A 12,861-nucleotide genomic window follows, 5' to 3' on the forward strand; every position below is an offset into this window, starting at 1 on the left:
GGATGAACGCTTATCTACTGTAGCAGCAGAGCGTTATCTAGTCGCTGCTGATGTAAGCAGAGCAAAACGCCGTAAAGTCATTGATAAAATGGCTGCTGTCTTTATTTTACAGGGATATCTAGACAGTAATCCGCAAAAATTATATTAAAAAAAAGTTCGTTATAGGAAAAAATCTCCTATGACGAACTTTTTTTAAACTATTATTAATTATTTATTAAAAATATTCTTTAAAGCTTGTTTATTTACATCACGATTAAGCTGTGCCAGATACGTAGTCAATTTTATATCCTTAGGACAAACTTCAACACAGTTTTGACTGTTGCCGCAGCTTGTAATACCGCCCTTTTGCATTAAGGCATTAAGACGTTTTTCTTTATCAAATTTGCCAAGTGGATTAAGATTGAATAAATATGCCTGTACAGTAGGTGCCGGTCCAATAAAATCAGACTGAGGACCAACATTAGGACAGGCTTCCAAACAACAACCACATGTCATGCAATGAGCAATTTCATAAGCAGTTGCAGCAGTGTAAGGGTTTTGGATAGGAGCATCATTTACTTCCCAACTGCCATCTACTTCAATCCAGCCTTGAATACGTTTAAGGCTTTCAAACATTACGGAACGATCTATTTGTAAATCACGGATAACAGGAAAAGTACGTGCCGGAGCCAAATGTATAGGCTGCGAAATCTGGTCTACCAAAGTAGCACAAGCTTGTTTAGCTTTTCCATTAATAACCATCATACAAGCACCACAAACTTTTTCCAGACAATTACATTCCCAGACAACAGGAGTTGTCTTTTTACCATCTTTAGTTACTGGGTTTTTTTGTATTTCCATTAACGCAGCAACAACATTAAGAGCCGGACGATATGGTACTAAAAATTCTTCTGTATAAGGTTTACTGTCAGGACTATCCTGACGTTCTATAATAAAATGTACTGTTTTTTGTTCTGACATTGTTATTATTTACCTCCCTTAGCAACATCGTAGCGACGCGGACGCGGTTTAATCAAGGAGTGATCAAAATCTCTATAGGTAATTTCAGGTTCATTTGTTTCAGGATTATATGTTGCAATAGTAGTTTTAAGGAATTTTTCATCATTGCGATCAGGAAATTCCGGTTTATAATGAGCGCCACGGCTTTCGTCACGTTTGCGAGCAGCCTTACAGATAACCATTGCATAAAGGATCATATTGCGCAACTGACGAACAAACATAGCTTCCTGGTTTGCCCAATGGCCTTTATCACTTACACCGATATCATTCCAGCGTGCTAAAATCTTTTTCAACTCGCCCATACAGTAATCAAGTTCTTTATTAACACGAACAATTGTACAATATTTATTCATTAAATCACCTAATTCATGGTGAAGTTTGTGCGCATTTTCTGTACCATTCATATTAATAATATCTTCAAACTGATCTACACATTCCTGTTTTGCAACGGTAAGCTGTTCATCAGTTAATTCTTCGCCTATTTCATCACTTTCTGACCAACGAATTGCTTCCGGACCTGATATCGTTCCAGAATAAGCTGCCGAAAGAAGTGAATTAGCTCCCAAACGATTAGCTCCATGATACTGATAATCACATTCTCCAGAAGCGAGCAGTGCCGGAATATTTGTATTGTGTTTGATATCTACCCAGATACCACCCATTGAATAATGAACGGAAGGATATATCTGCATTGGCACTTTACGAGGATCATCGCCTACAAATTCCGAATACATTTCTAATATACCACCAAGTTTACGTTCAAGATATTCAGCAGGAATATGGGAAAGATCCAAATATACACGATTTTCGCCGTTAATACCTAATCCCTGATTTACACATACATCATATATAGCACGTGCCGCAATATCACGAGGAACTAAGTTACCATAAGCTGGATACATTTCTTCCAGGAAATACCATGGTTTACCATCTTTATAAGTCCATACACGACCACCTTCACCACGGCAAGCTTCAGACATAAGCCGATTCTTATCACTGCCTGGAATTGCTGTTGGATGAATTTGAATGAATTCACTGTTGCCAATTTCAGCACCTTGCTGATAAACAGCAGATACTGCAGAACCATTACATATAGTAGATGCTGTACAACGACCGAAAATAACTCCCGGACCACCGGTTGCCAATATTACGGCATCAGCACGGAATGCTTCAACTTCCATTGAATTCATGTTTTGTGCTACAATACCGCGACAAACTTTTTTATCGTTCTTTATAATTTTTATAAATTCCCAGAACTCATATTTTTTAACTTTGCCCTTTACTTCCCATTTACGAACTTGTTCATCAAGAGCATACAATAGCTGTTGACCAGTTGTAGAACCAGCAAATACCGTACGTTTATTTTTTTGCCCGCCGAAATTACGCAGATCCAGTACACCTTCAGCAGTACGTGTAAAAGGTACCCCCATGCGATCAAACATCTTTATAAGTTTAGGAGCTGTTTCGCACATACCTTTAACAGCTGTCTGATCTGCTAAGAAATCTCCGCCATAAACTGTGTCATCAAAATGTTCCCATGTTGTATCGTGCTGTCCCTTTGTATTCATGCAGGCGTTTATACCGCCCTGTGCACATAAAGAATGTGAACGTTTTACAGGACAATACGAAAACAATTTTACTTCGCCGCCTGCTTCGCAAATTTTAATTGTTGCCATAAGTCCGGACAGACCACCGCCGACAACGATTATATTCTTTTTACTCACGTAGCTTCTCTCCTTATTTTTAGTTAAAACCTAGTTATTGCATTTTGTAAGCTGCCATAAATACAACAGTAACAACGGATAATAATACACAAACAGCCATCATTACTCTGCTTACGAATGTTTGTATACGAGGACCTTTAGCTATACCCCATGTCATGCACAGAGTGGTCACACCATTGCAAAAATGGAATATCGCAGCAATCATGCCAACCAAATAGAGAACAAACCAACCCATATTATTAAACATCTGATCTAATAAAGCATAGGAAATCGGAGTACCGCCGCCTTTAGTAAAAATACGCAGGTCGACTACATGGATAATAAGAAAAACAAATAAGAAAACAGCTGTCCATCTTTGAAGGGCAAACTGCCAGTTACGGGCATATCCGTATTGTGTTGGATTATTTTTTGCCTGCAGAGTTATATACAAACCATAAAGCATATGGAACAAGAAAGGAATTGCCAGACCAAAAATTTCAATTACTAACATGATATTATGTGGAATAAGCTCAATTCTTTCAATGGCTTCATTAAAAGCCTGTGGTCCGCCAAGTACCTCTGCGTTAGTCATAATATGTTCTAACAAAAACAATCCCATCGGAACAATGCCGCAAATTGAATGCAGTCGACGAATGTAAAATGTTACATTGAACATTGTAAACCTCCTAATTATTTATTCCCTCTGCGGGAAATTTTTTAATAAGGAAAGATCTAATAATAAATTTACCTGTGAATAAATTAACAGATTCATCCATTATTAGCTCCTCCAAACTAACAAATTAATAATATATCTTACCGTATAACCTAATCTGTCCATGTAAGGCATATGCAAGCTACCTTAGTGTGATCATGGCTTTACAGTTACTCACCATCTGTTTAGGTTAAAGATGGAAAACTTCCTGCTTTCTATTTTACAGTAATTACCATTCAAGTATTTTAGTTATCCATCCAACATCTACAAAACGGTAAATTTTTGTTATATTCATTAAAGTCTGCGATAAGGTTTCTGACCTATTTCATAAAAGTTATTGCCTTCAGAATCAATAACAACAATTGCCGGAAAATCTTCTACCGTAAGGGCTGCTAGTGCTTCAGGTCCAAGTTCAGGATAAGCAATTACTTCGTATTTTTTTACTGATTTAGAAATAAATGCTGCTGCCCCGCCTACAGCGGCAAAATATGTAGCACCATTTTTCTTCATTGATTCAATAACTTCTGGTTCACGGGAACCCTTGCCAATCATTCCTTTTATACCTTGTTCAAGCATCGTAGGTGTATATGCATCCATACGGCCGGCAGTCGTTGGACCGCATGATCCAATCGGATTACCAGGTTTTGCCGGTGTAGGCCCTAAATAATAAACGATCTGATTATGCCAATCTATTGGAAGCTTTTCTCCTCTAGCCAAAGCTTCTGTCATTACTTTATGAGCAGCATCGCGTGCACTATAAATAACACCACTTATTAAAACACTATCTCCTGCTTTTAATTTACGGGATGCTTCTTCCGTCAAAGGTGTTGTAATACGAATTTTTTCAGCCATTATTAACATTCCTCCTTAAAATATTATAATACACGTTTACTATGGCGCGTTGCATGACAGCAAATGGTTACAGCAACAGGAAGTCCTGCTATATGAGTAGGCCCCCATTCAATATTGACCGCAAGTGCAGAAGTAGTACCGCCAAGTTGTGGGCCAATACCCGTCTTATTAATCATATCTAAAAGATCTTTTTCCAATTGTGCATATTTTGGATGTTCATTACGAACGGTCAGCGGACGAAGAAGTGCTCTCTTAGAATAATACGCAGCCTTATCCATTGTGCCGCCAATACCGACACCAACAACCATAGGAGGACACGGATTACAGCTCGCATGTAAAATAATATCCATAACAGCTTTTTTTACACCTTCAACTCCATCAGCAGGTACAAGCATTTTTATATCAGATTTATTTTCACTGCCAAAGCCCTTTGGTTCAATTTCAATTTTTAGTTTATCTCCAGGAACCATTTGAGTATAAATAATAGCAGGCGTATTGTTTTGTGTATTTTTTCTATCAAATAGCGGTTCAGCTACTACTGATTTTCTTAAATAGCCTTCAGTATATCCTTTGGCTACTCCGGCATTAATAGCATCATTAAGACTGCCCCCTTCAATATGAAGGTCCTGTCCTACTTCTAGAAATACAATAGTCATTCCTGTGTCCTGACAGATAGGACGATCTTCCGCCTTTGCAATTTCTGCGTTTTTGATAATTTGATCAAGAACATCTCGGCCTACAGGAGATTCTTCAGTTTCTCTCCCCTTTTTTAATGCTTGATAAACATCTTCAGGCAAATAATAAGCAGCTTCTTTACACATCTGTGCTACTGCCTCTGTAATTTGTTCTACCTGTATAGTACGCATATAAACCCTCCTAGAATATAATATCCCCAATGAAATAAATGTTATCACATTTTTAAAATGCTTTCAAGCCTATAATGACAAGTATTTGCAGATTTTAAAAGGTGAAACAGATTCATTTTTTTGCTTTACAATATTTATAGTTGATATTCTCCATTATAAATATTAAATATCATCTAATTGTATACTTTGTTATATAAAAAAATGATTTATTTTCTGGAAAATTAATTACTGCAAATGTTCCACATTTTCCATCACGCGGTAAAGAAATGCTGCCAGGATTCAAAAATACCTGATTAGCTAATTTTTTTTCCATATAAATATGGCTATGCCCAAAAATTATTATATCAGCCTTATTCTTTATGGATTCTTCACGTAAAGTTTCAATACCCCACTTTACTTTGTATTTATGCCCATGTGTCAACCATACATTTTTATTTTTAATTGTAAAGTAAACATCTTCTTTACTATCCAGACAGTTCCAATCTCCGTTTCCGGCAACTCTGATAACACGCCTGCCCGTAAGTTCCTGCAAATATTCTGCATCCTGTATATAGTCACCAGCATGGAGCCATATGTCAATTACTCCTGCTGCATTCACAGCTTTTTCTATAGGTTTTATATTACCGTGACTGTCACTCATTACTCCCACTCTCATAACAAATATCCGGACAATAATTGTTTTATTTTCCTTATCGCCTTTCCCCTATGACTTATTTTATTTTTTTCTTCTATAGATAATTCAGCCATGCTTTTGTCACCAATAAAAAAATACGGGTCATAGCCAAAACCATTATTTCCTTTTTTTAGCAAGCGTATTTTCCCTTCACATATTCCTTCAGCTTGCAGTTTGGTTCCGTCAATATCATAAAAAACCAAAACACACTTGTATCTTGCAGAAGATTCTTTAACATTTTTCCGATTCAATTCACTAAGCATTTTTTTATTATTAGCCATATCATTTGATGGTTCCCCGGCAAATCTGGCAGAATAAATTCCCGGACGTTTATCTAATTCATCTATTTCCAGCCCGGAATCATCAGCAATACAAGCCGTACCTGTTTTTTCTGCATAAAATTTTGCTTTCAGCAACGCATTTTCTGCAAAACTATTACCATTTTCTATTGCATCAGGCAAGTTGCCTAATTCAGTTAACGCCCTGACATTTACCGGCAAATCAGCAAATTCTTTTATCATTTCTTTAATTTTTCCCTTATTTTTTGTTGCTATGACTATTGTTTTCATATTAAGGTTCCCTTCCTATCCGCCATCCAAGATAATTTCCTAAAATATCTTTCTGATAGGAAATTAACTTATCTATTCCCTTTTCTGCTTTAGCTAAAAGCTGTGTCAACTGAGTATGTGAAAAAGGATGTTCTTCTCCTGTTCCTTGTATTTCCACAAACTCTCCATTACCTGTCATTACAACGTTCATATCAACGACTGCTCTGCTATCTTCTTCATAGCATAAATCCAGAAAAACATCATCTTCATTTATTACTCCCACACTCACAGCAGCCAGAAAATCTTTTATAGGAAAAATTTTTTGCGGGTCATAAATAGTTTCCATCGCATCTACCAAAGCCAGAAAAGCTCCTGTTATTGAAGCCGTTCTAGTACCGCCATCAGCCTGTATAACATCACAGTCTATTATTATACTACGTTCTCCCAGAGCCTTTAAATCCATCACACTCCTAAGACTTCTTCCAATGAGTCGCTGAATTTCCTGCGTACGCCCGCTTATTTTACCGCGTGAAGCTTCTCTTGCCACTCTGACCTCAGTAGATGCCGGCAATAATGAATATTCAGCAGAAAGCCACCCACTGCCTGTTCCCCGTAAAAATTTAGGAACTCGTTCCTGGATACTTGCTGTACAAATAACTTTTGTATCGCCAAATTCTACTAAAACAGATCCAGCGGGATGTTTTAAATAATGTCTTGTAATTGTTACACGGCGCATTTCATCGTCACTGCGTCCATCTGCCCTTATCATAAAATCCTCCTCAAAACTTACTATCTGCGCTCTGATATATAATTTTTAGTTTCAGTTTTTCACACCATTATACCAATTTTATACCAATGTAAATAAGGTAATCTCCGGTGGACATCCTATCCTAAACGGAAACCAGCTTCCTGCCCCCGTACTCACATAACCATATAAATAGCCTTTTCGGAACATACCCCGCACATATTTAAATCCGAGAAACAGCGGCTTACCAAAAATACCGATCTGTCCACCATGTGTATGTCCTGTTAAAGTTAAATTAATATGATACTCAAAACCATTATCAATAAAATCGGAGTGATGTGCCAACAATATTTTTATTGCTGAATCAGGTGCATTCTTAACAGCTTTCTTCATATATATTTGCGCCTGCTGTTGAAATTTACTTCTGTCATGTGGGTAATCCACTCCCATCAGACATAATTTTTCTCCATTTTTATTAATGATACTACACCTGTTATCTAATACTTTTATCGCCGTAGCATTTAAAGCCATCTTTATATTTTTCATATTATGCATATATTCATGATTTCCCCAACAAAAATAAATTCCATAAGTGAATTTATCTACATATTTACCTAGTATTTTCACTGCCTGGACATTAAGGACGTCATCATCAAAAATATCACCTGTTACTGCTAAGATATCAGCATTCATCGCTGCTAAATGTTTTAATGTATTATTCAATTTTTCCAGAGAAAAAAAACTACCTACATGGGCGTCTGTTAAATGAGCTATTTTCAAGCCCGACCAAGTTCCGGCATTCGCCATCTTAATGTTGTATTTTTTTACAATAATATCGTTTCTTTCAACAAAACTTCCATACAATACTACTCCCTCAATAGGAAGTAACATTGATTTAAAAAGAAAATTTCTTCTCCCCAAGTCAGTTGGTTTATCGATAATTTTAGTGATAAAAAATTTTTTCAGAAAACAACATATCAACCTGATAATATTCAACAATGACAAAAATATTTCTGATATGAAAATAACGATTATTATTTGCTGGAACAGCCACAAATAAACAAAAGTTCTAGGTATAAATCTGCTAAAATACAAAAATAGTAATAACAACAAATTGATAAAAAAAATTTTCCCATAAATAAATTTTTTAATCATGTTAGGTACAATCTGCTTTAAAGTATAAGCAAAAAGTAACGAAAATAATATGAGTGTTCCGAAAACGCAGGTTAAAAAAATAGTAAACATTTAATTCATCCTATCAAATTGCAAATGTCATAGTAATTTTCCTATATAGATTTATTACAATTATATCATGCACTATTTATTAAATATATGTATCTATTTTCTGTGCTAGTATAATTACCTTAGGATCTATTAACGATAAATAAACATCTATACTGTTGTCAACACAAAAACGGCTGCATTCTTTTATTGCTATTGTCAGTGCCGCCTTAAGAGGATAGCCATATATTCCTGCAGAAATAAGAGGAAACGCTATACTTTTTATATAATTTTCTCGTGCTAAATTTAAAGAATTTTTATAGCAATCCCGTAGCAGCACTGCTTCATTCTTTTTCCCGCCATGCCAGACAGGACCAACTGTATGAATAATATAATCAGCAAATAGCTCTCCCCCCGGTGTAATAACAGCCTTACCAGTAGAGCAATGACCTATTGCCTGACAATAAGTCCGCAGCTTATTTGCCCCAGCTGCTTTAAAAACAGCGCCACAGACGCCGCTGCCTTGACAAAGATCATTATTAGCAGCATTAACAATAGCCTCTGTTTTCATATTAACAATATTTTCTTTTACAATAGAAAATGGCATTTTTTTCTCCCTTTAATAAAATATTAAAAAATTTTCTGGTATATACTAAAATAGTGCCGAATATTTCGTCGGCACCATCTTATGTCAATAAAAAATATTATACACCACAATATTTTACTTCTGCTGATATTGTTTAAAGTTTTTTATAATAACAATAGGTGTTTTCTGCGAAGCATTACCAAATGGATTATGCAATAACAATTTTGCTATTTTACCACCATCTATGCCATTGGTAATTCCTACAATACGCGAGCGTTGCAAATCATTGACATCAGCTATTACTGCGCCAAAGCAATTCAATCTTTCTTTTAGCCGTCTTACCACATCATTAGGATTTTTCGGCCCATAAACTATACATTTATCAAAAGGCGGCATAGTACCTGTTACATCATCAATCAAAGCTGTCTGTTCTCCGCCCCATTTATAAAAAAGGCCATTTTGTCCCACCAGTTTGCCAATAAATCCCAAAAGCAGAGCAAAAGCAACACGCCATTTCCCTTCAACATCCATTAGCGATTGCATACCATGTGGACTTGCCAAACTACCATAGTCAGGTATAAACCGACAACAAAAAAGGGCCAATTTGGAAATTTTTAAGTTCTCCGGCCGCACAAATCTACCCTGAGTAATAGCAACTACACTTTCTGCCACTGAAATTACATCATTCTCAGTAATTTTATCCTTAGCATATTTTTCAATAGTATCTATAATATCATCTTTTTCTGTCAATATTCTTGTCGGAACAGAAATTATTTCAATATTGTCCATTAGCTTCACCTTCTTTTTTTATTAGCAGCTCTTTTCTCCGCATAGCTTATTGATTTCATCTGCCGGTAAAACCAATCTTTTTTTGGATAAAGAAGCTTCGTGACGTGCTGTATGCTGATAAACAACATCTACAGGTATATCTACAACATTTTTTAGTACCTCTTTTATGTTCTCTTCTTCATTTCCACATACACTTAATTCTATTTTTATTATTACACTGATTTTCTTATGTTTTTCGATAAGCACAGCCTCAAAATAATCATCTTCACGCGGACTGCCTGCCAGCTCCGCTTTCGCACGAACTCTTATTTTATTAAACTGTTCCTGTGGCAGCTGCGAACGGACAAAACAATCCATAATCGTTGCACATTGTTTTCCCTCATTAGCAACCTCAAATTTTGTTGTAAATACTGCCTTCTGTGTATTAAGCTCTTCCAATGCAAACGGCGAATGCTCTTCTATGCGAAACTGAATATCGGCATCACCTATACTTTTCCAAGCTAAATATAAAGCTAAAGCCAATATTATTATAGCAATTATAATTATACTTAATATATGCATTAAATTTCCTCCAAAATCAATTAAATTTTTCTAAATTTATCTCACTTATGATGGGATTTTCCATCGCTAAAACAATTTTTACCATTGCAGCAGCATGCTGCAGTGATGCGGAAAAGAAAAACTCAACTCTTCCTTTCTTCTTTCTATTATTCTTTAGATTATTTCTTTCTAAAGTGGCTTTTGCCTGCCATGCCGTATCTACTGCTGGATCAATTAAAGTAACTTCCTGATCCAAATATTTTATTAACTCTCTTTTTATAATAGGATAATGTGTACATCCCAAAATTAATGATTCAATATGTTTTCCAGAAAAAATCTGCAGGTATTTCTCAGCAGCTTTATCTATATGGCTGTCATTTATATGTCCTGCTTCAATAAGTGGTACAAAATCAGGACAGGAGCATTCCACTATACTAGCTTCCTTATCAGTCTTGTTAACCATCTCACGATGAAAACCTTTATTTATCGTGGCTTCCGTGGCTATAACTCCTATCTTTTTATTTGGTGCATGTAATAAAGCCTGCCCAATTGCCGTACTCATTGGAACTGAAAGATATGGCAGCTTACCATCAATCTTGTCATATCCCCATGAAGTCATTGTATTGCAAGCAAATACAGCCATTTTTACTTTTTTTACAGCAAAAAAATTTAAAAACTGATACATGAACTTTATTATCTCCTGCGGGTCACGCGGACCATAAGGTAAGCGTTTCAAATCACCAACATAAATAATGTCCTCATTAGGTAAAATTTTATGTAACTGTTTAACAACGGTAAGACCACCCGAACCAGAATCAAAAACGCCAATGGGCGCATAAGGCTGCATCTAATCCTCTCCTAATCCTGCTGACTTTTTTAGTTTAATGCCTGTTGTAATCTATTATAATATTTTTCTGGCAGACGAGTTATTTTACCTGTGTCCCTATGCGTAAAAACATTTTGTGTATACCCTTTAACCAAAACAGCACTATCACACTGTCTATATATCTCATAATTAAATTCCATTTTAGCTTTTGTTAATGCAGTTGGAATTGTCTTTATCACTAGCACTTCATCGTAATGGGCAGAAGAAATGTATTTAGCACTTACATTAGTTATTGGAAATATATATCCATCGGCCATTATCTCAGTTAGTGTTATCTTATTTTTACGCAAAAAATCAACCCGGCCTATTTCAAACCACTTTATATAATTGGCATGATGCACAACTGCCATGGCATCTGTATCAAAAAAATTAACTCTATGCGTAACTTCTGTAATCACATTTTTCCCTCCAACTAATATAAAGCAATCTTATTATATTGCCTAAAACAAGCATATTCCAATATATCACATACTAAATAAAAAATAAAGTATCTGATCGCTGTTAGCTCAAGTTATTTTGAAAATTTATGAAATAACCATCCTTTTTCTACATACTATTAATATCAGTAAACAATAAATAACATATATTTATAAATATATGTTATAGTATAATAAATAAAAATTGTCATGATAATTATAATATTTTCATTCAAAACTGTTGCCTATCTAAACAATGCAAAATGTGATATATAAAACGGCCTGTATGACAAATTGTCATACAGGCCGTTTTATATATCACGCCAAAACACGTGCTAAACGCACAAGTTCAGGATCAAGTGTCTTTGTATTATTTACTGAATCAAATAAATCTATGCTAACAACTTTTCCTGAATTAAAGCCAAATACGACATTAGACACACCAGAAATAACCGCAAGTGCAGCTCTTTCTCCTAAAATACTGGCCTTTAGTCTATCTTCAACGCTTGGTGAACCGCCTCTTTGAATATGGCCTAAAACTGATACACGTGTATCAATTCCTGTTTTTTCACCTATTTCCTTGCCTATTTCAATGCCGCTGCCAGCTCCCTCAGCCACAACAATGATACTGTAACGGCGACCATCTGTATAAGATTCTTTTAACTCATGACAAATCTGATCTAAATTAAATTTAGCTTCCGGAACCAAAATATATTCGGCTCCACCAGCAATACCCGACATCATTGCCAACCAGCCTGATTTACGTCCCATAACTTCAATTACTATTATACGACGGTGGGAAGAAGCAGTATCACGTAACTTATTAATAGCATCAAGAATTGTATTTACTGCCGTATCCGCTCCAATTGTATAATCAGTACCCCATACGTCATTATCAATAGTTCCTGGCAAGCCAACTATAGGCATTCCACCCAATTTGCTCAAAAGGGCTCCACCAGTGAGACTACCATCGCCACCAATAATAACAAGGCCTTCTATTGCATGGCTTTTTAAATTTGCCAAAGCTTTTTTTCGGCCTTCCTCTGTTCTAAATTCATCGCTGCGAGCAGTGCCAAGGAAAGTACCTCCGCGTTGAATAATATCGCTGACGCTGCGTGAACTGAGTTCATGGATATCATCTTCAATCATTCCCTGATATCCATTATAAACACCCCATACTTTAACGCCTTCGAATATTGCGGTACGAACAACTGCGCGGGTAGCCGCATTCATGCCCGGGCTATCACCGCCACTAGTTAATACTGCAATGGATTTTAACATCGTCCCACTCTCCCTTATTTTCACTGATCATTAATATTAATAAT

At 36.0% G+C, this 12,861-nt stretch carries 16 protein-coding genes; 1 reads left to right on the forward strand and 15 read right to left on the reverse strand.

Annotated features, from left to right (window positions below; all coding sequences use genetic code 11):
• Positions 1-148, forward strand: a 148-nt coding sequence (gene ruvX / locus I6760_RS00005; RefSeq protein ID WP_196592488.1) for a Holliday junction resolvase RuvX, incomplete at its 5' end; no start/stop codon positions are given.
• A gap of 59 nt (positions 149-207) precedes the next feature.
• On the opposite strand, the gene sdhB is transcribed toward ruvX, so the two are convergent.
• The 15 genes from sdhB to pfkA form a co-directional block, all read right to left on the reverse strand.
• A complete protein-coding gene (sdhB, locus tag I6760_RS00010; RefSeq protein ID WP_196592489.1) occupies positions 208-960 on the reverse strand; it encodes a succinate dehydrogenase iron-sulfur subunit in 753 nt (250 codons plus the stop codon).
• A gap of 5 nt (positions 961-965) precedes the next feature.
• Positions 966-2,723: a succinate dehydrogenase flavoprotein subunit gene (gene sdhA, locus I6760_RS00015; protein ID WP_196592490.1), complete on the reverse strand. Its 1,758-nt coding sequence runs from the start codon at positions 2,721-2,723 to the stop codon at positions 966-968.
• Positions 2,724-2,757: 34 nt separating this feature from the next.
• Complete coding sequence (locus I6760_RS00020; RefSeq protein WP_196592491.1) at positions 2,758-3,378, reverse strand: succinate dehydrogenase; 621 nt, start codon at positions 3,376-3,378, stop codon at positions 2,758-2,760.
• A 330-nt stretch (positions 3,379-3,708) separates the two neighbouring features.
• The gene (locus I6760_RS00025) at positions 3,709-4,266 is read right to left on the reverse strand and encodes a Fe-S-containing hydro-lyase (protein WP_196592492.1); all 558 of its coding nucleotides are present in this window, start codon (positions 4,264-4,266) and stop codon (positions 3,709-3,711) included.
• A 23-nt stretch (positions 4,267-4,289) separates the two neighbouring features.
• A complete protein-coding gene (locus I6760_RS00030; protein ID WP_196592493.1) occupies positions 4,290-5,132 on the reverse strand; it encodes a fumarate hydratase in 843 nt (280 codons plus the stop codon).
• A 169-nt stretch (positions 5,133-5,301) separates the two neighbouring features.
• A complete protein-coding gene (locus tag I6760_RS00035; RefSeq protein WP_231036005.1) occupies positions 5,302-5,772 on the reverse strand; it encodes a metallophosphoesterase family protein in 471 nt (156 codons plus the stop codon).
• Positions 5,773-5,783: 11 nt separating this feature from the next.
• The gene (gene rdgB, locus I6760_RS00040; protein WP_196592495.1) at positions 5,784-6,374 is read right to left on the reverse strand and encodes an RdgB/HAM1 family non-canonical purine NTP pyrophosphatase; all 591 of its coding nucleotides are present in this window, start codon (positions 6,372-6,374) and stop codon (positions 5,784-5,786) included.
• Between the two features lies 1 nt (position 6,375).
• Positions 6,376-7,122: a ribonuclease PH gene (rph, locus tag I6760_RS00045; RefSeq protein ID WP_231036007.1), complete on the reverse strand. Its 747-nt coding sequence runs from the start codon at positions 7,120-7,122 to the stop codon at positions 6,376-6,378.
• A gap of 78 nt (positions 7,123-7,200) precedes the next feature.
• On the reverse strand, positions 7,201-7,989 hold the full coding sequence (locus I6760_RS00050) for a metallophosphoesterase (protein ID WP_196592496.1): 789 nt from the start codon (positions 7,987-7,989) through the stop codon (positions 7,201-7,203).
• A gap of 433 nt (positions 7,990-8,422) precedes the next feature.
• Positions 8,423-8,926, reverse strand: a complete 504-nt coding sequence (locus I6760_RS00055) for a macro domain-containing protein (RefSeq protein WP_196592497.1) — start codon at positions 8,924-8,926, stop codon at positions 8,423-8,425.
• Between the two features lie 114 nt (positions 8,927-9,040).
• Positions 9,041-9,694: a coenzyme F420-0:L-glutamate ligase gene (locus I6760_RS00060; protein ID WP_196592498.1), complete on the reverse strand. Its 654-nt coding sequence runs from the start codon at positions 9,692-9,694 to the stop codon at positions 9,041-9,043.
• A gap of 21 nt (positions 9,695-9,715) precedes the next feature.
• Positions 9,716-10,255 carry a hypothetical protein gene (locus I6760_RS00065; protein WP_196592499.1) on the reverse strand — a complete coding sequence of 180 codons (540 nt, stop codon included), beginning with the start codon at positions 10,253-10,255 and terminating at the stop codon, positions 9,716-9,718.
• A 16-nt stretch (positions 10,256-10,271) separates the two neighbouring features.
• Positions 10,272-11,081, reverse strand: a complete 810-nt coding sequence (murI, locus tag I6760_RS00070) for a glutamate racemase (RefSeq protein ID WP_196592500.1) — start codon at positions 11,079-11,081, stop codon at positions 10,272-10,274.
• A 29-nt stretch (positions 11,082-11,110) separates the two neighbouring features.
• On the reverse strand, positions 11,111-11,518 hold the full coding sequence (locus I6760_RS00075; protein WP_196592501.1) for an acyl-CoA thioesterase: 408 nt from the start codon (positions 11,516-11,518) through the stop codon (positions 11,111-11,113).
• 336 nt (positions 11,519-11,854) lie between these two features.
• Complete coding sequence (pfkA, locus tag I6760_RS00080; protein ID WP_196592502.1) at positions 11,855-12,817, reverse strand: 6-phosphofructokinase; 963 nt, start codon at positions 12,815-12,817, stop codon at positions 11,855-11,857.
• Positions 12,818-12,861: the final 44 nt, after the last annotated feature.

This window comes from Pectinatus sottacetonis, assembly GCF_015732155.1.
In the GTDB taxonomy this organism is placed as follows: Bacteria; Bacillota; Negativicutes; order Selenomonadales; family Selenomonadaceae; genus Pectinatus; species Pectinatus sottacetonis.